Source organism: Citrobacter sp. Marseille-Q5395 (assembly GCF_947057495.1).
GTDB classification, from domain to species: domain Bacteria; phylum Pseudomonadota; class Gammaproteobacteria; order Enterobacterales; family Enterobacteriaceae; genus Citrobacter; species Citrobacter murliniae.
In genome coordinates this window covers 146,295-167,565 of the sequence record NZ_CAMSEL010000009.1, presented here as the reverse complement: position 1 = coordinate 167,565, position 21,271 = coordinate 146,295, and the positions used below count along the sequence as shown (strand labels likewise).

At 50.5% G+C, this 21,271-nt stretch carries 22 protein-coding genes; 6 read left to right on the top strand and 16 right to left on the bottom strand.

Going from position 1 to position 21,271, the window contains the following annotated elements; translation table 11 throughout:
* Positions 1-87 precede the first annotated feature (87 nt).
* From rna to citC, 8 genes are all read right to left on the bottom strand, one after another.
* The gene (rna, locus tag OH663_RS11875; RefSeq protein WP_200010526.1) at positions 88-894 is read right to left on the bottom strand and encodes a ribonuclease I; all 807 of its coding nucleotides are present in this window, start codon (positions 892-894) and stop codon (positions 88-90) included.
* A 110-nt stretch (positions 895-1,004) separates the two neighbouring features.
* Complete coding sequence (citT, locus tag OH663_RS11870) at positions 1,005-2,468, bottom strand: citrate/succinate antiporter CitT (protein WP_045441017.1); 1,464 nt, start codon at positions 2,466-2,468, stop codon at positions 1,005-1,007.
* A gap of 23 nt (positions 2,469-2,491) precedes the next feature.
* A complete protein-coding gene (gene citG, locus OH663_RS11865; protein WP_048221873.1) occupies positions 2,492-3,397 on the bottom strand; it encodes a triphosphoribosyl-dephospho-CoA synthase CitG in 906 nt (301 codons plus the stop codon).
* The gene (gene citX / locus OH663_RS11860) at positions 3,369-3,920 is read right to left on the bottom strand and encodes a citrate lyase holo-[acyl-carrier protein] synthase (protein WP_048221872.1); all 552 of its coding nucleotides are present in this window, start codon (positions 3,918-3,920) and stop codon (positions 3,369-3,371) included. The genes citG and citX overlap by 29 nt, the downstream gene beginning before the upstream one ends.
* Positions 3,921-3,923: 3 nt before the next feature.
* A complete protein-coding gene (gene citF / locus OH663_RS11855) occupies positions 3,924-5,456 on the bottom strand; it encodes a citrate lyase subunit alpha (RefSeq protein ID WP_048221871.1) in 1,533 nt (510 codons plus the stop codon).
* Positions 5,457-5,465: 9 nt separating this feature from the next.
* On the bottom strand, positions 5,466-6,374 hold the full coding sequence (locus OH663_RS11850; protein ID WP_045441021.1) for an aldolase/citrate lyase family protein: 909 nt from the start codon (positions 6,372-6,374) through the stop codon (positions 5,466-5,468).
* Positions 6,371-6,667 carry a citrate lyase acyl carrier protein gene (citD, locus tag OH663_RS11845; protein WP_045441022.1) on the bottom strand — a complete coding sequence of 99 codons (297 nt, stop codon included), beginning with the start codon at positions 6,665-6,667 and terminating at the stop codon, positions 6,371-6,373. The genes OH663_RS11850 and citD overlap by 4 nt, the downstream gene beginning before the upstream one ends.
* The gene (citC, locus tag OH663_RS11840) at positions 6,664-7,740 is read right to left on the bottom strand and encodes a [citrate (pro-3S)-lyase] ligase (RefSeq protein WP_045441023.1); all 1,077 of its coding nucleotides are present in this window, start codon (positions 7,738-7,740) and stop codon (positions 6,664-6,666) included. The genes citD and citC overlap by 4 nt, the downstream gene beginning before the upstream one ends.
* A 385-nt stretch (positions 7,741-8,125) precedes the next feature.
* Between citC and dpiB the strand changes: the two genes are divergently transcribed.
* Entirely contained in the window at positions 8,126-9,787 is a 1,662-nt protein-coding gene (dpiB, locus tag OH663_RS11835; RefSeq protein WP_045441024.1) for a sensor histidine kinase DpiB, read from the top strand.
* Complete coding sequence (gene dpiA, locus OH663_RS11830) at positions 9,756-10,436, top strand: two-component response regulator DpiA (protein WP_045441025.1); 681 nt, start codon at positions 9,756-9,758, stop codon at positions 10,434-10,436. Before dpiB ends, dpiA begins: the two co-directional genes overlap by 32 nt.
* A gap of 148 nt (positions 10,437-10,584) precedes the next feature.
* On the opposite strand, the gene dcuC is transcribed toward dpiA, so the two are convergent.
* A complete protein-coding gene (dcuC, locus tag OH663_RS11825) occupies positions 10,585-11,967 on the bottom strand; it encodes an anaerobic C4-dicarboxylate transporter DcuC (protein WP_045441026.1) in 1,383 nt (460 codons plus the stop codon).
* A 459-nt stretch (positions 11,968-12,426) separates the two neighbouring features.
* Between dcuC and pagP the strand changes: the two genes are divergently transcribed.
* Entirely contained in the window at positions 12,427-12,990 is a 564-nt protein-coding gene (pagP, locus tag OH663_RS11820) for a lipid IV(A) palmitoyltransferase PagP (RefSeq protein ID WP_045441027.1), read from the top strand.
* A gap of 188 nt (positions 12,991-13,178) precedes the next feature.
* Positions 13,179-13,388 carry a transcription antiterminator/RNA stability regulator CspE gene (gene cspE, locus OH663_RS11815; RefSeq protein WP_000034826.1) on the top strand — a complete coding sequence of 70 codons (210 nt, stop codon included), beginning with the start codon at positions 13,179-13,181 and terminating at the stop codon, positions 13,386-13,388.
* 52 nt (positions 13,389-13,440) lie between these two features.
* On the opposite strand, the gene crcB is transcribed toward cspE, so the two are convergent.
* A complete protein-coding gene (gene crcB, locus OH663_RS11810; protein WP_045441028.1) occupies positions 13,441-13,824 on the bottom strand; it encodes a fluoride efflux transporter CrcB in 384 nt (127 codons plus the stop codon).
* Positions 13,825-14,029: 205 nt separating this feature from the next.
* Here crcB and OH663_RS11805 point away from each other — a divergent pair, with 205 nt between their 5' ends.
* Together OH663_RS11805 and tatE are read left to right on the top strand one after the other, a co-directional pair.
* Entirely contained in the window at positions 14,030-14,818 is a 789-nt protein-coding gene (locus OH663_RS11805; protein ID WP_200010533.1) for a deaminated glutathione amidase, read from the top strand.
* Between the two features lie 127 nt (positions 14,819-14,945).
* Positions 14,946-15,149 carry a twin-arginine translocase subunit TatE gene (gene tatE / locus OH663_RS11800; protein ID WP_045441030.1) on the top strand — a complete coding sequence of 68 codons (204 nt, stop codon included), beginning with the start codon at positions 14,946-14,948 and terminating at the stop codon, positions 15,147-15,149.
* 85 nt (positions 15,150-15,234) lie between these two features.
* Here the strand turns inward: tatE and lipA are convergent, their stop codons facing one another.
* From lipA to mrdB, 6 genes are all read right to left on the bottom strand, one after another.
* Positions 15,235-16,200, bottom strand: a complete 966-nt coding sequence (gene lipA, locus OH663_RS11795) for a lipoyl synthase (RefSeq protein WP_200010546.1) — start codon at positions 16,198-16,200, stop codon at positions 15,235-15,237.
* Between the two features lie 261 nt (positions 16,201-16,461).
* The gene (gene lipB, locus OH663_RS11790; RefSeq protein ID WP_045441032.1) at positions 16,462-17,103 is read right to left on the bottom strand and encodes a lipoyl(octanoyl) transferase LipB; all 642 of its coding nucleotides are present in this window, start codon (positions 17,101-17,103) and stop codon (positions 16,462-16,464) included.
* A gap of 224 nt (positions 17,104-17,327) precedes the next feature.
* On the bottom strand, positions 17,328-17,591 hold the full coding sequence (gene ybeD, locus OH663_RS11785) for a DUF493 family protein YbeD (protein WP_003022706.1): 264 nt from the start codon (positions 17,589-17,591) through the stop codon (positions 17,328-17,330).
* A gap of 106 nt (positions 17,592-17,697) precedes the next feature.
* Positions 17,698-18,909 carry a D-alanyl-D-alanine carboxypeptidase DacA gene (gene dacA, locus OH663_RS11780; protein WP_045441033.1) on the bottom strand — a complete coding sequence of 404 codons (1,212 nt, stop codon included), beginning with the start codon at positions 18,907-18,909 and terminating at the stop codon, positions 17,698-17,700.
* Between the two features lie 142 nt (positions 18,910-19,051).
* Entirely contained in the window at positions 19,052-20,146 is a 1,095-nt protein-coding gene (rlpA, locus tag OH663_RS11775) for an endolytic peptidoglycan transglycosylase RlpA (protein ID WP_200010548.1), read from the bottom strand.
* A 10-nt stretch (positions 20,147-20,156) separates the two neighbouring features.
* A complete protein-coding gene (gene mrdB, locus OH663_RS11770) occupies positions 20,157-21,269 on the bottom strand; it encodes a peptidoglycan glycosyltransferase MrdB (protein ID WP_045441035.1) in 1,113 nt (370 codons plus the stop codon).
* Positions 21,270-21,271: the final 2 nt, after the last annotated feature.

Sequence of the window (21,271 nt, the reverse complement as noted above, 5' to 3'; positions counted from 1 at the left end):
CTCACCGTCAGGCGGCAAGGGTTTAACTTCACCGATGATACTGAGACTTACCCCAGGTTTGAAGTGATTTAGTTCACATTCAGGCGATCAATAACCGACTTTATCAAGTACGAATCGTTTACCGCAGTTACCAGGATGTGGTTGTGACAGGAACGATGTCGCAGAAAGCGGGGCGTTAATCATAGCGGCCTTAAGCGTAAATTGAATTTCCGTCAGATAAGCCGGGTTACCGTGGCAGCTTAATTTCACCGCTTTCACGCTCTCTTTGCCCCATGTTTTGGCAATTGCTGCGTCAAAATCATCGCGACTGACCATTTTTCCATAGTTGTCCGCAAGAAAGACGCCCAATGCGCTGTTCTTTACTTCACTATTCAGACGCACCATCGTACCGAAGTATGCGTCAGGGTCAAAACCAAAGCAGGCCCCGTGTTTGGCGTATTCGTAACGCTCCAGGCAGGATTTACCACCGGCACCGGGCATCACAGTGCTTAGTTTTGCCGCGCTTTCCGGTGACAGACCGGTTTGTGGTGCGGCACATTTACGACTGGCACGGGCTTCCGGCAGGTTGGGAATAGGGCGAGTTGCGCAGCCAAAACGCATCCACCGACGATTATCCACACCGCGCGCGGCGATTGATTTAGGCAGACCTGGCCACAAGCCGTGAACGGTCAGGAAATCCGCTTTGTTTGCGGTCTCTTTTTGCAGGCGGCATTCGTCGGGTTCCTGACGGTTACGTTCATGTTGACTCTGACAAAACCCAGTCTGCCAGGAGAGTGCCAGCACGTAGCTGTTAAAATCGCTGTACTGTTTTGCCTGAAGCTCGTCGGCATGAGCCACTGAAACCGGGAGCACAAGCGCAGCCAGTAAAGAACAATAACGCCATCTTGATGTCATGATGAATTCGGATACTTATATGATTTCTGAATGTCATCTATTTAACCATAAAAAATGCCAGTCAGGTTTAGCTGACTGGCATCATTTTAGCTATGCGTTGAGCGGGGAGATTAGCTCCACATTGCCAGAATCGGCCAACCGACCAGCAGGAGCATAGAGATATAAATTACGCCGAAGATCGCGCCAAGACGCCAGTAGTCTTTTGACTTCACGTAACCGCAGCCGTAGATAATTACGCCAGGGCCGGTTGCATACGGAGTCAGACAACCCATGATACCGATGGACAGAACCAGCAGAATACACAGATGTTCCATCGGCACGCCCGGAATACCTTTACCGACGGCCAGAATAACCGGCAGCATGGTCGCGGTATGCGCAGAAAGGCTGGCAAACAGGTAGTGAGCAAAGTAGAACACCAGCACCAGTACGATGACAGTCGCATTAGGCGAGAAGCCTTCCAGGTGGGTGCTCATGGTATTGGCGAACCAGTCGATAAAGCCAGAACGGGTTAAACCGTTTGCCATCACCACCAGTGTAGCGAGGTTAACCAGCGTGTTCCATGCACTGTTATAGCGGGTGATGTCTTTCCACGGAACAACGTGCAGAGCCAGCATCAGGGAGACTGCCAGCAGACCTACTGCAGTCGCATCAATCAGTTCACCACCGAAGACCCACAACCCTAAGCTGAGCAGAACCAGACCTATCAGGGTCATCTCTTTACGGGTCAGTTTACCCATAGTTTTGAGTTCGTCACCGGCCCATGCGGCAACTTCGGCACTATGCGTTACTTCCGGTTTGTACAGAACGTAGGACAGCCACGGGGCAACGATCAGTAAAATAATCCCGACCGGCAGGAAGCTCAGGAACCACTGCAGCCAGCTGATTTGAATGCCCGCGATTTTGTTAACGAACTCCAGGCCCAACACGTTCGGCGCAGCGCCGGTAACGAACATAGAGGAGCTAAGGCTGGTACTGATAACCATCATCCACATCAGATATCCGCCGATACGGCGAGCGGAAGGATCGTTCGGGAATGATTTAAACAGCGGCGGCAGGTTTTTGATAACCGGGAATACGGTACCACCGGTACGCGCGGTGTTGGACGGTGTAAACGGCGCCAGCAGAATGTCGATAATAACAATCGCATAGCCCAGCGTCAGGGTACGTTTACCCATGAATTTCACCAGGAACAGCGCGATACGACGGCCCAGGCCGGTGACTTCATAACCCAGTGCGAAAATGAAAGCACCAAATACCAGCCACACAGTGGTGCTGGAGAAGCCTGCCAGCCCCCATTTCAGAGCCTGTTTACCGGCGTTGAAGTCCGGGTTAGCCAGCTCTTTGGCATCAAAAAGCAGGTAATTACTGCCGATAACGCAAATTGTGACGGCAATGAAGCTAATCGCCGTTGCCGGGATTGGCTCGAGGATCATACCGACAATCATCGCCACAAACACGGCAAAGTAGTGCCAGGCCTGTGGAGGCATTCCATCTGGGACGGGGATAAGAAACATGACGCCCATTACAATCAATGGAGCGAATAACTTCCATATACTATCTTTTGATAAAGACATGAATGATTCTCCGGAAAGGATCTTTAATTGTGATAATGATGAACTTGCGAAATCTGGGCTAAGAACCAGGTGACGATCAGCAGATCGGCGCAGCCTCCAGGACTGAGATTGCGTTCGATGCACTGTTGGTCGAACTGGTGCAGGTAATAGAGATCGGAGGAGGTACGAATTCCCCCTCGCTGCAATAATTTGGCGGCGTGCTGCTGTAGCCAGCGCAGACCTTCAGCGCCACCACGTGAAGCGACATTGGTGTCGCCATTGATAGACATCAGCAGCAATAACGTGTCGAGTAACGCCAGTTCAGGATCGCGGCCCTGAGCCAGCAGTGCGCGGTAATGCGGCAGGGCATGCTCAATGACGAGCGGATATCCCGCTTCGGCTTCACCCCGTGCGCCGGTTAATCCCAGTTGCTGATAAAGACGTTGGCCAGCCGTGAGTTGTTGATTGTTCTGGCGCAGTTCGCGCTCGGTCAGGCCGCGGCAAAAAGTTGCCGCCGTAGAGCAAATGGTTTCTGCTGTAACAGCCTCACTCCGCTGGTGCAGGCGGCCGATGGCGGCGCACAGCAATCCCAGTGAAAAAATACTGCCTTTATGGGTGTTCACCCCTGCGGTGGCGCGAAACATATCGGCTTCGCAAGCCATGCCTAATGGACGCAGTCCTTTCAGCACATCTTCAGACGCCGACTGAGCACTAAATGCCCCGTATTCAACGAAACGCGGCAGCCAGGCCTGAATGGCCTGTGCGCTACGGTGAAAATCCTCCAGCGCCATGTCTTTATGTGCGCCGTTATTAATGCGATCCACCAGACCGGGTTTTGGCGATAAGTTGACTTCAGTCAGCATGGCGCGCCACGCCAGCGTGGCGTAGGCGTCGGGTAAATCTACAGGAAGGACTGCGGTATCAGTCGATGTTGCGGGAATCGGCATCATGTAGCAGTTCCTCCATGCGAATAAGTAAGTCAGAAAGCGCGTGGGTTTTACCCCGCGCGCATTCGGCAGCGCTTTGTCCGCACAGCAGACAGCGGCGGGCAGGGAGCGCGAAGTGACGACGAGACAGTATTTCCCCCTCAGGGGTCAGGACATCGATATCCCATAACCGTCCCAGCGGGTGCGAATGCTCAAGCTCGATAGTGGCGAGCTTGAGGTTGTTGGCCGGTGCTGCAATGGACAATAAGCCTTCCGGCCCACTGGCTGAGACCAGTGCGGTTTGCTCCCTGACCGTCCAGGCTGATTTCTCCGCCAGCGTGAGCAGGGCGGTCATACCGTGGTTAAAGATCTGGCGGGTTAATTCGCTGTCTTTAATCGGACCTGGCGCTACCACAGTAAATGAGACCAGCGGCGCACGATGGCGCGCCAGCCAGGCATGCTGCCGGGCTTGTCTCTCATCACGGCTGGTGAGCAGCTCGGGAATAGAAACAGCATGGCGGGTGGCCAGTTCAGGGAGCAGGTGCATGGCTTATTCCTTCACCTGATGCACAACGTCAATCACCGAACCATCGCGATAACGCACAACGGCAATCACGCGGTCGGTGAATTCGATGGCACGCGGTTGACCGGTGAGCTGCAGCGCGCGTTCGCGCAGCCATTCGATGGATACCACTTTCATACCGGCTTCTTTCAGACGTTCAGCCAGTTCCGGACGAGCAGGGTTAACGGCAATACCGTGGTCAGTGACCAGAATGTCAACGCTGGAACCGGGCGTTACGCAGGTCAGTACGTTATCAACCAGCGTCGGGATACGACCACGCACCAGCGGCGCGACGATGATTGAAAGCGCTGCAGCGACGGCGGTATCGCAGTGACCACCGGATGCGCCGCGCAGTACGCCATCAGAGCCGGTCAGCACGTTAACGTTGAAGTTGGTGTCTACTTCCAGGGCGCTCAGTACCACAACGTCCAGACGGTCAACCGATGCACCTTTCGAACCCCAGTTGGCATACTGGTTGGCACTGATTTCGATGTGGTTCGGATTACGCGCCAGGGATTCTGCGGCGTTACGGTCGAAGCTCTGTACGTCAAGCAGTTTGCGGATTAAGCCTTTTTCATGCAGGTCAACGATGGTGGCAGTGATGCCGCCCAGGGCAAAGTCAGCACGGATGTCGCGGCTGCGCATTTTGTCTTCCAGGAAGCGGGTAACGGCCAGTGAAGCCCCGCCGGTTCCCGTCTGCAAGGAAAAGCCTTCGTTGAAGTAACCGGAGTTGGCAATGACGTCCGCCGCGCTACGGGCAATCAGCAGTTCACGCGGGTTGGTGGTCATGCGAGTTGCATCGGCGCCGATTTTGTCAGCATCGCCGACTCTTTCGATCTGTACGATCAGATCGACCTGATCCTGTGCGATGCTGGCCGGATTGTGCGGATAGGTCAGCAGTTGTTCGGTCAGCAGGACAACCTGTTTGGCGTTTTCAGCATCAACACGGGCGTAGCCCAGTGAACCGCAGCACGCTTTACCGGTGTAGCCGTTAGCGTTACCAAATTGATCGCAGGACGGTACGCCAAGGAATGCCACATCAATGCTTAACTCGCCGCTCTGTACCAGATGTACACGACCGCCGTGAGAGTGGACCTGTACGGGTTCAGCCAGCAGACCGCGGGAGATCTCTTCAGCCAGCGGTCCGCGCAGACCGGAAGTATAAATGCGGGTAACTACACCCTGGCGAATATGTTCAACCAGCGGAGCGTGGCAGTCGCTCAGGGAACTGGAAGCCAGTGTCAGATTTTTAAAGCCCATCGCGGCGATGGTATCCATCACCAGGTTGATCGTCAGATCGCCACCGCGGAATGCGTGGTGGAAAGAGATGGTCATCCCATCCTGTAAACCGGAACGACGAATGGCGTCTTCCAGGTTAGCGCACAGCTTTTTGTCACGCGGTTTTTGCGCCTGCAAATCCCGTTTTGCGGTGCTCTGATAAGCGGAAAGTTCGCTTTCTGCATGACGACTCCAGGTCGCCACGCGATCCTGTCGTTGAGATTGTTCGATTTTCTGCGTCATTTTTTTGCCTTATTCTTCGCGAATGCCGGAAAGTTCTGCACGGGAGATAACCAGAAGGGCGCGCTCGATTACCGGGCTGTCGACCATCTTGCCGTTCAGGGAAACAACGCCACGGCCTTCGCGGGCAGCAGCTTCAGCGGCTTCTACAACCAGGCGTGCATGAGCCAGTTCTTTGCGCGTTGGCGCATACAGGTTGTGCAGGAGTTCAATCTGACGTGGGTTGATGAGCGACTTACCGTCAAAACCCAACTGTTTAATGTGCGAGGCCTCGTGCAGAAAACCGGCTTCGTTGTTAGCGTCGGAATAGACGGTATCGAAAGCCTGAATGCCCGCAGAGCGCGCGGCTTGCAAAATTGAGCAACGGGCAAACAGCAGTTCGGTACCTTCCGGTGAGCGTTCAGTTCGCAGGTTACGCACGTAGTCTTCTGCACCGAGAGCAATACCGATCAGGCGTTCGGAAGCATGGGCAATTTCCACTGCGCGGGTAATACCTAAAGGCGATTCGATAGCGGCCAGCAGACCGGTGCTGCCTGGCTCGCGACCGCAGGCTTTTTCAATGCGCAGGATTTCGCTTTCGATATCGATAACATCCTGGGCGGTATCGGTTTTCGGCAGACGAACAATGTCAGCGCCGCCGCGAACGACCGCTTCCAGGTCGTTAATACCCCATTCGGAGTCAAGGGCGTTAACACGTACGATAGTTTCAACGTCGTGATACAACGGATGTTGCAAAGCGTGATACACCAGACGACGCGCGGTATCTTTCTCACGTAACGCGACGGAATCTTCAAGGTCGAACATCAGCGCATCGGCTGGATAGATAAACGAGTTGCTGACCATTGCGGCATTGGCGCCCGGCACGAACAGCATACTGCGGCGTGTGCGGGATTTACGTTGTTGCAAAGAAGCGGAAATCACTGGCAATCCTCCCATGGCAGTGCCGGAATACCGCTGGCGCGGGCCAGTAAAGCTTCCAGTCGCGCACGTAAAATGCAGTCCAGTGCGCCTTTATCATCAACATTTAATTGCACGCCGCTTACGTTATAGCGGGACAGTACGTCCAGAATGGTGGTGCGGATGGCATCGCCAAACTGTTTTTCAACGCTACTGTTGACCTGCAGGTCAATATCCTGCGTATCGAGAGGGGCGATGCGTATCATCACATCACCAGACTCAAGAGTGCCTGCGACGGCTGCCTGCTTTATTTTCATTTTTCACCTGTTGCTAATGCGGGGGTATTTTGGCGGACTACCGCGCCCGATGAGGCCCGTTCAACCATGCTTTGCAGATAGTGCAGAGTGGCTTCTGGTACCAGGGAGGCGATAGCCGTGAGATCTTTTTTAACCAGCAGCTTGCGCACCCAGGAGGCGGAAATCGGCATCTCCTGGAAGCACAGCCGCTCAATTTCCACCAGTTCAATCGGTGGGGCGGGGAGCGTTGGGGTCTCCAGCCAGTAACGCATATCGTTGTTGTACTGGGAGGTGACGGTGCAATACGGTTCAGTACCGACGAAGCGGTGCGTGACGCCGAGTGCCGGGGCCAGGTATTGGCGGAAGATTTTCAGGTCTATTTCGGTGTAGCAGTGGTTAATAACACTCTGCTCTTTGATGAAGTAGCATGGGAAAGTGGCACGGGAAATGATGTATTCCGATCCGCGATGCACGGTTAAACGCGGAATATCTTTGGTTCCTTTGAGTACCAGGTCCAGCCGATCTTCATAGGGAAAGCGTGAGGTGTCTTCTTTTACTAAAAACAGATGCAGCCAGTCGCACTGCGCGGCTGCCTGCTGGATCAGAAAACGGTGGCCGTTGGTGAACGGGTTGGCGTTCATGACGATGCAGCCAATTTTTTGCCCTTCATGGCGCTGTTTGGCCAGCGATTCGGCGTAACGTTTCAGGCGAGTGGTACTGTTTTCCATCAGCACCATAATGCCTGGTACGCTGGTGAGCGTAGAAAAACCACACTGTTTAAACAGCGACTCATACTCGGTTTTGGTATAGATGAAGAGGTGAGTGCAGTGCCGCTCATAGGCGAGATTGATTAGCTCAGTAGCCAGCGTCAGCGCTAAGCCTTCACCGCGTACGGATTCACAGATCGCGACGCATTTAATGATATTTCCAGCGATGCCACCACAGGCAATGAGGCGGTCTTCACGGGTGACGGTGATAAATACTTCAACGGTAGTGTCAACGCTCAAATCATTCTCTTTCAGAAATTGAGCGATAACCGCCATCTTTTTATTTTCTGAGCGTTTAACTTGCGTGAATATATTATTACCTAACATAGTAAAAAGAGCCCCGATGCTATATTTGTTACTGGGTTTCTGTTTTTGTTGCTCTGTTTAGCAACCTGATAACGTTTTTTTTGCAATTGAAGGGAATTGTTTTTTATTACGGAGTATTTCTTTTTTTCCCTGCTGTATACATCGTAAGGAGTATTTTGGAGGCAAATTTTGATTTATTTCACAATAAGTTAGAAGGTTTTAATGTGTTTTATGGTTTTAAGTTTTTTAATTAATTTAATCACCATTTGCGGTGTGGTTTTTATTTGTTTAATTGATTTAAGGTGGGGAATCTGTAACGATCCTGCTTTATTCTTCAACTTGTGAATAGAACATTTTTATTACAAATACAAAATAAGTTGTTGGTTAACGTCGGCAAGGAAAGTTTATGGTAATCCAGAAAAATAAAACACGGTTTTCTTTTTTTCGCAGGCTGGCGTTTCCATTACGTATTTTTCTGCTTATCCTGGTAGTTTCCATCCTTATCATTGCGGCACTGGCAAAATACTTCACCGCCAGCTTTGAAGATTATCTGGCGACGCATGTCCGCGACATGGCGATGAACCAGGCGAAGATCATCGCTTCCAATGACAGCGTTATCGCCGCAGTCAAACACCGCGATTATCAGCGTCTTGCGACCATTGCCGACAAACTGCAAAGTGGAACGGATTTTGACTATGTCGTAATCGGAGACAATCACTCGATTCGCCTTTACCATCCGAACCCGGAAAAGATTGGCTACCCGATGCAGTTCACCAAGCCGGGAGCTTTGGAAAAAGGGGAAAGTTATTTCATTACCGGTAAAGGATCTATCGGGATGGCGATGCGAGCGAAAACCCCGATCTTTGATGATGATGGCAAGATTATTGGTGTTGTCTCAATAGGATACCTGATTAGCAAAATTGATAGCTGGCGTTCGGATTTCTTATTGCCGATGGCCGGGGTGTTTATTCTGCTGCTACTGTTACTCATGCTGCTCTCCTGGTTTTTTGCTGCACACATCCGCCGTCAGATGCTCGGTATGGAACCCAAGCAAATTGCTCGCGTGGTCCGTCAGCAGGAAGCGCTGTTTAGCTCAGTGTATGAAGGTTTGATTGCCGTTGATCCTGAAGGATTCATCACGGCAATTAATCGCAGTGCGAGAAAAATGCTGGGGCTGTCATCGCCAGGACGGCAATGGCTGGGAAAACCGATTGATGAGGTTGTTCAGCCCGCGGATTTCTTTACTCAGCAGATTGCGGAGAAACGTCAGGATGCGATGGTGAATTTTAATGGGTTGAGCGTTATCGCCAACCGTGAAGCTATCCGCTCTGGTGACGAATTACTTGGGGCGATTATCAGTTTTCGCAGCAAAGATGAAATTGCTACCCTCAATGCGCAATTAACGCAAATTAAACAATACGTTGAGAGCCTGAGAACGCTACGCCATGAACACCTGAACTGGATGTCTACGCTCAACGGCCTGCTGCAGATGAAAGAGTACGATCGGGTGCTGGAGATGGTTCAGGGAGAATCTCAGGCTCAGCAGCAGCTCATCGATAGTTTACGCGGCTCATTTGCTGATCGTCAGGTTGCTGGTTTGCTGTTTGGTAAAGTGCAGCGTGCGCGGGAATTAGGGTTAAAAATGATCATTGTTCCCGGTAGTCAACTACATCAACTCCCTGAGGGGCTGGATAGCACAGAGTTTGCAGCAATTGTTGGTAATCTGCTTGATAATGCATTCGAAGCCAGCTTACGTACCCAGCAAGGGAATAAGGTCATCGAACTCTTTTTGAGCGATGAAGGGGATGAGGTGATCATAGAAGTGGCCGATCAGGGCTGCGGTGTGCCGGAAGCATTGCGTGAAAAAATATTTGAACAGGGTGTGAGTACCCGTACCGATGAACCAGGTGAACATGGCATCGGTTTGTATCTGATTGCAAGTTATGTGAGGCGCTGTGACGGGGTTATTACACTCGAAGATAATGATCCCTGCGGTACTTTATTTTCTCTATTTCTTCCGAAAGTGAAAAAAAACGATGACGGAACCATTAACGCTATTGATCGTTGAGGATGAAACGCTACTGGCGGAAATGCATGCTGAATATATTCGCCATATACCTGGCTTCAGCCAGATATGGCTGGCGGGTAATCTTGAGCAGGCGAGGATGATGATTGAGCGTTTCAAGCCGGGGTTGATTCTCCTGGACAACTATTTACCGGACGGCAAGGGCATCACCTTACTACATGAGCTGACCCAGGCGCGTTATCCTGGCGGTGTGGTGTTTACGACGGCTGCCAGCGATATGGACACAGTTTCAGAAGCCGTGCGTAGCGGGGCTTTTGATTACCTGGTTAAACCGATTGCTTATGAGCGCCTGGGACAGACGCTTACGCGCTATCAGCAGCGCAGACGCATGCTGGCAGGTAACGACAGCGCCAGTCAGCGACAGATTGATGAAATGTTTAATGCCTACGCGCGCGGAGAGCCGAAAGGGGATCTGCCCACGGGTATTGATGCCTTAACGCTGAATGCGGTGTTGAAATTATTTACCGACCCAACGGTACATCATACAGCGGAAACGGTAGCACAGGCGTTAACCATCAGTCGCACAACCTCAAGACGTTACCTGGAATATTGTGCCGGCCGCCATTTGATTATTGCGGAGATTATTCACGGTAAGGTAGGAAGGCCGCAGCGTATTTACCACGGTGGCTGATACCGTCATCCCTTAAGCTGCCTCTTTGTTGGCTGCCTTTAGAAACCCCAGTCACATCGTTATCTATGTGACTGGGGATGTCCTCACTAGCTGCCTCAATGCAGCTTAAAAGATTTTGCGTATCAAGGTCGGATATTAACTGGTCGCGTTAACCACCAATTACAGCGGACGTTGCAGGCACCATCACTTCAGTTGCGATAATCACAATCAACAACCCGACCATGACCGGAACAGAAGTCCGTTTTACCACTTCAAACGGTGAAATCTTCGCCATGCCCGCGACAGCCACAACCACGCCAGATACCGGGGAAATTGTGCGTCCAAGGTTTGATGCTTGCAGCATCGGGATGGAGAGGTATGCCGGGTTAATACCGGAAGAGTGTGCCAGTTTAGGGATCATCTCAACGAAGGCATAGAATGGCGCGTTACCGGAGCCGGTGGTCATTGCTGCCAACATGGTCAGAATAACCAGTACCAGCATCAGAATAATACTTGCTGAACCAAACGATGTAGCGATAGAAATCAGACTCTGGATAAAGCCGATAGTGCTGAGACCCTGGGCAAAAACACCGGCCGCGACTAACAGCATAACCACGTTAGCAAAGGCATCCGCCATTCCGCGATAGGCGACTTCCAGACCTGAGAACACCTTCTGGGTATTGAATCCACGCACAAACTCCAGAACCGCAGCGATGAGCATGCAGAGGACCAGAATAGTGATGATGTGCAATTGTGGACCCCATTTGCCATCAAAAATCAGTACGCCAACGATAGGGGTAAACGGCAAAATGGCATAAAAAGACGGAGCAGTTGTGGTGATCTCGGCCACGTCTAACATTTCGTGTGAGATGTTCTCTTTTTTATCCAGATAGCGCTGCCAGAAAAAGTGCGCAATAGCCATACCGATAATGGCGGCGATGGAAATTGGCAATGTTGTTTTAAACGCGAAGTCGATCAGCGGCATTTCTGCTGCTTTTGCTGCCAGAACCACATCCCCTGAGGTTGGAGAAAGAATGATGGCGGCAGGAGATGCACAAATGGCTGCTGCAGCACCGCGGCTGATTCCAACGTTAACCATGACCGGAAATAGCGTCGCCATCAATAATACACCCAGCCCTGTCGCGGAGGAGACCGCCAGTGACATCAGGCAGGCAACAAAATAAGCGGCAATCATCAGAATATAAGGCGAGTTGATATATTGCAGAGGTTTCGAGGCCAGCTTAACGACCATATCGTTCGCGCCAATATGCGTCATATAGGCGGCAAAACCGCATAGCATCATAATCATCATGCCGAGATCGCCACCACGGCTCATCAGCAAAATTTTAATATATTCAACAATGTCTGTCGCTGTATAGCCAGTCGTTGCCGCGCTGGAAGGCAGAACTTTGTGTCCCATCAGGGCGCTGACAATCAGTAAAACCAGACCACCGACAAACAGTACACCGGTCGCCGAATAACCTTTAATGATGTAGCGTGCTACACCCACAATAACCACAACCCCAATAAGGAGTTCAATAAATGTCAACATTGTTTCCCCTGTCGCGTAAACGCCCAGAAAGTAAAAAATAAAAAAGAGCATAAAGTGGAGTCAGAATGTGCCTAATAAACGGTCATCGCTTGCTGATTAAAATCAATAAAGATACGGATTAAACCGATGGCCAAGGCATTTTTCAAACATAGCCGATGAAAAGGGAATATCGCAATAAAAAAAGAGTGAGGTGCAGTTGTTGTACGCTATTTGATGCGTTATTGATATTATTGTGTTAATAAATTGTAGAATTATTTGGAGGATACTCGTAAAACAAGCAATCCAGGTTAATAAAAGTTACGAGTTACATGCGAAAAGGCTTAGTAAATATATGGATAATAACCATTAAATTCTACGCTATAGAATAATCTGATTTTTTAAAATGGTATTTTTTGTTAAGCTGTCATTAAGGTTGAGTTTGCTACAATTAATCTTAAATTTCTGGACGGTAATTAAGTTGTGATTGTCGCTAAACGATATTTATTCATTTTTTCATTTCTTTTTATTCAGTTAACTATTATTCCTCAGGCCTATGCGGAAGATAAAGGCTGGTTTGATACTTTTAAAGATAATGTCAGTGAAACCTGGCAGCAGCCGGAACATTATGAGCTGTATGTGCCCGCTATTACCTGGCATGCGCGCTTTGCCTACGATAAAGATAAAACAGATCGCTACAATGAACGTCCCTGGGGGGCTGGATTTGGTCAGTCGCGTTGGGACGATAAAGGCAACTGGCACGGACTTTATATTATGGCCTTTAAGGACTCCTACAATAAGTGGGAGCCGATTGGCGGCTATGGCTGGGAAAAAACCTGGCGACCACTGGTTGATGATAACTTCCATATGGGATTGGGTTTTACGGCGGGCATGACTGCTCGTGATAACTGGAACTACATCCCGGTGCCCGTGTTGCTGCCGCTGGCATCAATCGGTTATGGCCCGGCAACGTTTCAGATGACCTACATTCCAGGAACGTATAACAACGGAAATGTCTACTTTGCCTGGCTACGTTTCCAGTTTTAAGGGGCTACCTGTATTGTCAGTTGGAATATTAAAATCCCTTTAATAACAAAGTGATATGAACTTTACCTGAAAAATAACGCGACATTTATCACTTTTTGACAAGGTTTGACTGGACAAACAGCACCACAATTGTTGTACTGATACCCGACACAGCATTTGTGTCTATTTTTCATGTAAAGGTAATTTTGATGTCTAAGATTAAAGGTAACGTTAAGTGGTTTAATGAGTCCAAAGGATTCGGTTTCATTACTCCGGAAGATGGCAGCAAAGACGTGTTCGTACACTTCTCTGCAATCCAGACCAATGGTTTTAAAACTCTGGCTGAAGGTCAGCGTGTAGAGTTCGAAATCACTAACGGTGCCAAAGGCCCTTCTGCTGCAAACGTAACCGCTCTGTAAGCATACGACAGCAAGAATTCAAAACCCGCTTAATTGCGGGTTTTTTTTGTCTTCAATGTGCGGTGGAGGCGGAAACCAACCAGAATGCCAGTGCCGTCATCGCAAACGACCCCAGCAGATTAATCAGCACATTCACCATCGCCCAGCCAAAGCGTCCATCCTGCAGTAAAAACACCACTTCTGCGGAGAATGTAGAGAATGTTGTCAGCCCTCCACAAAAGCCCGTGGTAATTAGCACTTTCCACATTGGGTCAATGTGGGTCATGCGATTGAACCACGCCAGCCCCATACCAATGATAAACGCGCCAATAAGGTTTGCAGCCAGCGTACCTAAGGGAATGGCTTGATGAAGCGGGTTAAACCGCATACTCAACATCCATCTTGCAACGCTACCTGTACCACCACCTATAAAAACAGCTAATAGAAGTTGTAACACGGCATAATCCTGCTATTTGATTTTATACTCATCATACTTCAGGTTGTTGATGCGTTGACTGCGCACTTTCATCCCAGTCACATAGTTATCAATGCGCCAGGGGACTTGTGCGCTTGCCGCAACCTGAAGTATGTAGAGTATACAGGGCGAATGTAACGCTGAGTCATTATTGTTGATGAGCTTAACAAATTTTTCTGGAGGGAATATGTTCGTTGCAGCAGGGCAATTTGCCGTCGGTCCCTCATGGGAGAAAAATGCAGAAACGTGCGCCTTATTGATGTCACAGGCTGCCAGAGAGGGCGTATCGTTGCTGGTACTGCCTGAAGCACTGCTGGCTCGTGACGATCTTGACTCGGATCTGTCCGTGAAGTCTGCTCAACTTTTAGAGGGGGGATTTCTGACGCGATTGTTACGTGAAAGCGCACAAAACGATATGACAACGATTCTGACCATTCATGTACCTTCATTGCCTGCCCGGGCGTTTAACATGTTAGTTGCTCTACGAAGAGGAAAGGTTGTTGCCCATTATGCGAAATTGCATCTCTACGATGCCTTTTCGATTCAGGAGTCGCGTAATGTGGATGCAGGCGACGCCATAGCGCCGCTGTTGGACGTAGACGGGTTAAAGGTAGGGTTAATGACCTGCTATGACTTACGCTTTCCTGAGCTGGCGTTAGCCCTCGCTTTGCAGGGGGCAGAAATCCTCGTCTTACCTGCGGCATGGGTTAGGGGATCTATGAAAGAACATCATTGGGCTACGCTGCTGGCGGCAAGAGCGCTGGATGCCACCTGCTACTTGATTGCGGCAGGAGAGTGCGGTAATAAGAATATCGGTCAAAGCCGGGTGATCGATCCCTTTGGCGTGACCATTGCTGCCGCTGCAGAGACACCCGCGCTGATTATGACTGAGGTTTCGGCTGAGCGGGTGAGGCAAGTCAGGGCGCAACTTCCGGTGTTACGTAACCGGCGCTTTGCGCCACCGCAATTATTATGACGTTTTTTTAAACAAGGCTTGATTCACCTTGTTACAGATTGCTATTGTGTGCGCGCGTCGAAAGGCCGTTAATATTCTCAGGTTAATATGGCGCTTATGCAGCCTGGTTTAAGTCAAGAAGGTATCTATGGGTGAGATTAGTATTACCAAACTGCTGGTGGTTGCCGCACTGGTCGTTCTGCTGTTTGGTACCAAGAAGTTACGTACACTGGGTGGAGACCTGGGAACGGCAATTAAAGGCTTCAAAAAAGCGATGAACGATGAAAATGCCGATGCGAAGAAAGATGCTGACGGTAGCGTTCAGGCTGAGAAGCTTTCTCATAAAGAGTAATGTCTGGAAGACCATTGCTCTGCATGAAAAAAAACCGGCAATTTGCCGGTTTTTTATTGCTGAAATGTAAGCGAGTATTACGCGATTACTTAACTTCCAGCCCTTTTGCCTGCATATCTGCATGGTAAGAAGAGCGAACAAACGGACCGCAGGCGGCATGGGTAAAGCCCATCGTCATTGCTTCGGCTTTCATTTCATCAAACTCATCCGGGCTAACATAGCGCTGAACCGGCAAATGGTGACGGCTTGGCTGCAAATACTGCCCCAGCGTCAACATCGTTACGCCATGACGGCGCAGATCGCGCATAACTTCAATGATTTCGGCATTGGTTTCACCCAGACCCACCATCAGACCTGATTTGGTTGGGATCTCCGGATGCGCTTCTTTGAAACGTTCCAGAAGTTTCAGCGACCAGTTGTAATCAGCACCCGGACGAACGTTGCGGTAAATACGCGGCACGTTCTCGAGGTTGTGGTTGAATACATCTGGCGGGGTTGCCGTAAGGATATCCAGCGCGCGATCCATACGACCACGGAAGTCCGGTACCAGCGTTTCGATTTTAATCGTAGGGCTTTTCTCACGGATAGCAGTGATGCAGTCAGCAAAGTGCTGAGCGCCACCATCACGCAGATCGTCACGGTCGACTGAGGTGATGACTACATAGCGTAGCGCCATGTCTGCAATTGTCTGAGCCAGTTTTAATGGTTCGTTGGCATCAGGGGCAACCGGACGTCCATGGGCAACGTCACAGAACGGACACCGGCGGGTACAAATTGCGCCGAGGATCATAAAGGTTGCGGTTCCGTGATTGAAACATTCAGCCAGGTTAGGGCAGGAAGCTTCTTCGCACACAGAGTGCAGGCCATTTTTGCGCATTGCTGCTTTGATGCCCTGGATGCGAGTGGAGTCCGCTGGAAGTTTTATTTTCATCCATTCCGGTTTACGCAGCAGGGCTTCGCGCTCTGTTGCCACATTTTTTACCGGGATAAGAGCCATCTTATCGGCATCGCGGTATTTAACACCGCGTTCCATCACAATGGGTTTACTCATAGCGTGCGTGTTCCAGTTGCGAATAACGAAGGAAAGCGTTTCAATTCAAGGGAATGTTGTATTTATCAACTATTTTTGAATTAGTGATATGCAGTATATCATTGAAACGGGCCATAAAGCAGCCTGACAGGCTGGCAAAATGTAAAATAGTTGTTGTTTTGTGCCATTTGCCCAACATTTGCTGTGGCAAAGTATGCCCCGCTTTTCAGACGTCACTTTGATCGTATGACCTGTCATATCCAGGTCCTTCAATGCGCACGTTTAGTCCGATATATATTCATGAGGCGGGTTGCCCAGCAGCGCTAAGATGTTTGCTAACAAGCGAGGGCGGACGCTCTCTGTTGTTGCATTACTATCCCACTGCGATACCTTCGCCATCTCCATCCCGGCATAGCCGCAAGGATTGATGCGCTGGAAAGGTGACAAATCCATATCCACATTTAACGCTAAACCGTGAAATGAACATCCTTTACGGATACGTAACCCTAACGAGCAGATTTTCTTTTCACCAACATAAACGCCTGGCGCGTCGGCTCGCGGGTGAGCGTCGATGCCCATTTCAGCAAGGGTGTTAACAACAGTGTTTTCCAGCAGCGTGACCAGTTCGCGTACACCCAGCTTACGTCGCTTCAGGTTCAACAGAACATACATAACCTGCTGGCCTGGTCCGTGGTATGTCACCTGACCGCCACGGTCGCTCTGGATAACCGGAATATCCCCCGGCATCAGTACGTGCTCTGCTTTACCTGCCTGACCCTGAGTAAAGACAGGATAATGCTCTACCAGCCAGATTTCGTCATGGCTGTTTTCATCGCGGGTATCGGTGAATTCGTGCATGGCCAGAGAGACTGGCTCGTAAGGCTGAAGACCAAGCTGGCGGACAAGAATTTTATCCTGATACAAAACGGCATCTCCGTAGATACTCGTCGTCTTTCAAGTGGCAGGTAGGGTGTTGGCGCTAACTCACACCAGTCACTTACTTGAATAAGCTCCCGGGGATTCGCTGTCTTACCGTCTTGCTGCAACTCGAAATTCAGAGTAGAGAATGTAAAAGAGGGGAAAAGTATATCACAGGGGTGGGGGAGAGAGGTTACCCGAGCGGAGTGCTCCGGGTAACCGACAGGCTTTTACAGCACCATACGAACGATGTCGATATTGCCTAATTCTTCGTACAGTGTTTCAACCTGCTCAATGTGCGTAGCAGTGATCGTAATAGAGACCGAGTGGTAGTTGCCTTTGCTGCTCGGTTTTACCGTCGGGGAGTAATCACCTGGCGCATGGCGCTGTACCACTTCAACCACCTGATCAACCAGCTCAGGCAACGCCTGCCCCATTACTTTGTAAGTAAATGGAGTAGGGAATTCAAGCAGTTCGTTAAGTTTGGTTTTCATGTCAGCTCCGGCGTTACATCAAAAAATAATAACTCCCACGCTGAGTGGGAGTTATCTGGATACCTAGTATATGGGGACGTAAATCACACTTTCAAGTGTTCAATTTTTAGCCAAACCAGTGATGGAACATTAATTTAATGTAATCAATGATTTTACCAAAGAAGTTACCTTCCGGGATTTCCTGCAGTACAACCAGTGGACGTTGTTCAATGGTTTTCCCATCCAGCTGGAAGTTAATAGTGCCGACAACCTGGTTTTTCTGCAGCGGAGCATGCAGTTCAGTTGTATTCAGAACATAGCTCGCTTTCAGGTCTTTCATACGGCCGCGCGGAATAGTCAGGTAGACATCTTTATCAACGCCTAACGATGCACGATCGGTATTACCAAACCAGGCTGGTTCAGAAGCGAACTCTTTGCCGACTTTCAGCGGATTTACGGTTTCAAAGAAACGGAAGCCCCAGGTTAGCAGTTTTTTGCTTTCGGTTTCACGGCCTTTATAGGTGCGACCACCCATGACTGCGGAGATCAGACGCATCTGACCTTCGGTTGCCGATGCCACGAGGTTATAACCAGCCTTATCGGTGTGACCGGTTTTAATCCCGTCAACATTCAGGCTGTTATCCCACAGCAGACCGTTACGGTTTAGCTGACGGATGCCGTTAAAAGTGAACTCTTTTTCTTTATAGATAGAGTATTCATTAGGCACGTCGCGAATCAGTGCCTGACCAATCAACGCCATATCGCGTGCAGAGCTGTACTGACCTTCAGCATCCAGGCCATGAACGGTCTGGAAGTGGGTGTTTTTCAGCCCCAGCGCATTCACATAGCTGTTCATCAGACCGACGAAAGCATCCTGGCTACCGGCAGAGAAATCGGCCATTGCTACACAGGCATCGTTACCTGATTGCAGGTTAATCCCACGGATCAGCTGTGAAACGGGAACCTGCATACCCGGCTTGAGGAACATCAGGGATGAACCTTTAAATACCGGGTTTCCTGTAGCCCACGCGTCATTGCCGACGGTGACCAGATCGGTTTCTTTGAACTTGCCTGCTTTCATTGCCTGGCCGATGACGTAGCTGGTCATCATTTTGGTCAGGCTGGCGGGATCGCGGCGTGTGTCAGCATTTTGTTCTGCCAGAACTTTGCCTGAATTGTAATCGATCAGGATATACGACTCCGCATCGATCTGCGGAACGCCCGGGATCATGGTTTTGATATTCAGGTCATCGGCATGGGCAGCAGAGAGAGAGGCTGCGCAGAGAGCCGCGGTGAGCGCCATGCGCTGCACGAAACGAGCGGAAAAAGTGGTCTTCATGGTCTGAACTACGACGTCCGTGATGAAATTAAAAAAAGTGCCCTACTATAGCAAATGCGTAACTTACAGGCATCCGACTTTCCGCGTGACTTTGTTAATGTCATTTACAGAAATTGACAACTCGGATACCTGGTTTACGTTACTACACGCCGGTGATGAAGGACTGTAATTGTGCTTCGGATTGAAGACGTTGCTGCAACGTAGAGGCTTCAGCTTTGCTGGCGAACGGCCCCATCTGAATACGCCAAACGGCACCGTTTTGTACCACACGGCCCGGAACACCAAACTGCTGGCTTAAACGTTTCTGATACTGCTGCGCGCGGCTCTGCTCACTGACGGCACCAACCTGAACCACATAACGCCCGTTGGCTGTTGCCGCAGGAGTGACGGCGGCAGCGGGAGCGGATACCGGAGCGGTTGAGGTGACTGGCGTAGCGACAGTGGGCTGTGGAGCAGGCGTTGGTTCGCTGCCTTCCAGCACACCAGCGGCGAGCGTCGTTGGTGCACCGAGGAAACCACCGCTATTAACCGGCGCGCCGGTTGGGTCATCGCTTTTCAGCGTTGAATTACTGATAGGGCGGATATCCGTTTGCGGCTGACCTGCATCCGGCGCGGAAGGCATACTGCCACCACCGCTCAAATCTGGACGTGAGGGCAGGGCGTATGTTTGTTTCGCAACAGTCGTACAGGCCATGCCGGGTCCTGACAAAGAACCATCCGGCGCGACGATAATAGGATCTACGCGCACTTTGGTGTTGTTCGAGGTGTTCAGGCGATCGGCGGATGCACGCGAAAGAGAGATGATGCGATCGTTACCATAAGGGCCGCGATCGTTAATGCGCACCACGATCATCCTGCCATTGGCCAGGTTAGTTACCCGGGCATAGCTTGGGATCGGTAGTGTCGGATGCGCCGCAGTCAACTGCATCGGATCGAACGCTTCCCCTGAAGCGGTTAAATTGCTACCTGGTTCCGCATCGTAAATAGCAGCCAGACCGGCCTGGCTGAAGCGAGAGGGATCCTGGACTATCTTGTAACTCTTACCGTCACGCTGATAATCCTGATTCGCCGTCGGGTTCAGGGGTTCAAAGCGCGGATCGGCCCCGCTGATTTCAACAATCGGACCATTACACACCGCAGGCTGCGGCGCGACAGCAACCTGTTGCTGACCATCATCATTCGAACATGCCGCGAGCATTCCTGCTGCGATGCAGATTCCAAGCCACTGCTTACGCATTGCGTACCCCTTACACGCTTTTCGACAACATTTTTCTATGGGTGTGGATCGACATGACAATCCCGAACCCGGCCATCAGCACTATCAGTGCAGAGCCTCCGTAACTGACCAGTGGGAGTGGAACCCCTACAACGGGCAGAATACCGCTCACCATACCAATATTTACGAAGACATAAACGAATAATATCAACATTAAACCGCCAGCCATGACGCGACCAAAGGTCGTTTGCGCTCGGGCAGCGATCCATAATCCGCGCATAATCAGCAGAATGTACAGCGTCAGCAGTATTAATATCCCGACCAGGCCAAGCTCTTCGGCTAAAACGGCAAAGATAAAGTCCGTATGACGCTCGGGTAAAAACTCCAGCTGTGACTGCGTTCCGTGTAGCCAGCCTTTACCGCGCAGACCGCCGGAACCAATAGCAATTTTAGACTGAATAATGTGATAACCCGCACCCAGCGGATCGGTTTCTGGATCGAGAAGCATCATTACACGCTGGCGCTGGTAATCATGCATCAGGAAGAACCAGAGTATCGGGATAAACGCTGCGACCAGTACAACGGCGACGCCGATTAAACGCCAGCTTAAGCCTGACAGGAACAGAACGAACAAACCGGAAAGGGCAACCAGGATAGAGGTTCCCAGGTCAGGTTGCGCGGCAACCAGCAGGGTAGGCATGAAAATCAATACCAGCGCAATGGCGGTATTCTTCAGCGATGGCGGACAAACATCACGGTTAATAAAGCGAGCCACCATCAGTGGAACGGCAATCTTGGCAATTTCAGAGGGTTGAAAACGCACGATGCCCAAATCGAGCCAACGCTGCGCGCCTTTGGAAATCGCGCCGAATGCATCCACCGCGACCAGCAGGATGATACAGATGATATAGAGATAGGGCGCCCAGCCTTCATAAACCCTGGGGGGGATTTGCGCCATTACCACCATGATCACCAGACCCATCGCGATCTGGCCTACCTTGCGCTCCATCATGCCAATATCCTGGCCGCTGGCGCTCCAGATAACCAGCGAGCTGTAAACCAGCAGTGCCAGCAAAATGAGTAACATAGTGGGATCGATATGAATTTTATCCCAGAATGTCTTTTTGTTCGGATTATCCGTCACGA

Coding starts and splice junctions, on each gene's coding strand:
- rna (WP_200010526.1), bottom strand. CDS start 894: ATGACATCAAGATGGCGTTATTGTTCTTTACTGGCTGCGCTTGTGCTC.
- citT (WP_045441017.1), bottom strand. CDS start 2,468: ATGTCTTTATCAAAAGATAGTATATGGAAGTTATTCGCTCCATTGATT.
- citG (WP_048221873.1), bottom strand. CDS start 3,397: ATGATGCCGATTCCCGCAACATCGACTGATACCGCAGTCCTTCCTGTA.
- citX (WP_048221872.1), bottom strand. CDS start 3,920: ATGCACCTGCTCCCTGAACTGGCCACCCGCCATGCTGTTTCTATTCCC.
- citF (WP_048221871.1), bottom strand. CDS start 5,456: ATGACGCAGAAAATCGAACAATCTCAACGACAGGATCGCGTGGCGACC.
- citD (WP_045441022.1), bottom strand. CDS start 6,667: ATGAAAATAAAGCAGGCAGCCGTCGCAGGCACTCTTGAGTCTGGTGAT.
- citC (WP_045441023.1), bottom strand. CDS start 7,740: ATGTTAGGTAATAATATATTCACGCAAGTTAAACGCTCAGAAAATAAA.
- dpiB (WP_045441024.1), top strand. CDS start 8,126: ATGGTAATCCAGAAAAATAAAACACGGTTTTCTTTTTTTCGCAGGCTG.
- dpiA (WP_045441025.1), top strand. CDS start 9,756: ATGACGGAACCATTAACGCTATTGATCGTTGAGGATGAAACGCTACTG.
- dcuC (WP_045441026.1), bottom strand. CDS start 11,967: ATGTTGACATTTATTGAACTCCTTATTGGGGTTGTGGTTATTGTGGGT.
- cspE (WP_000034826.1), top strand. CDS start 13,179: ATGTCTAAGATTAAAGGTAACGTTAAGTGGTTTAATGAGTCCAAAGGA.
- OH663_RS11805 (WP_200010533.1), top strand. CDS start 14,030: ATGTTCGTTGCAGCAGGGCAATTTGCCGTCGGTCCCTCATGGGAGAAA.
- tatE (WP_045441030.1), top strand. CDS start 14,946: ATGGGTGAGATTAGTATTACCAAACTGCTGGTGGTTGCCGCACTGGTC.
- lipA (WP_200010546.1), bottom strand. CDS start 16,200: ATGAGTAAACCCATTGTGATGGAACGCGGTGTTAAATACCGCGATGCC.
- ybeD (WP_003022706.1), bottom strand. CDS start 17,591: ATGAAAACCAAACTTAACGAACTGCTTGAATTCCCTACTCCATTTACT.
- dacA (WP_045441033.1), bottom strand. CDS start 18,909: ATGAAGACCACTTTTTCCGCTCGTTTCGTGCAGCGCATGGCGCTCACC.
- rlpA (WP_200010548.1), bottom strand. CDS start 20,146: ATGCGTAAGCAGTGGCTTGGAATCTGCATCGCAGCAGGAATGCTCGCG.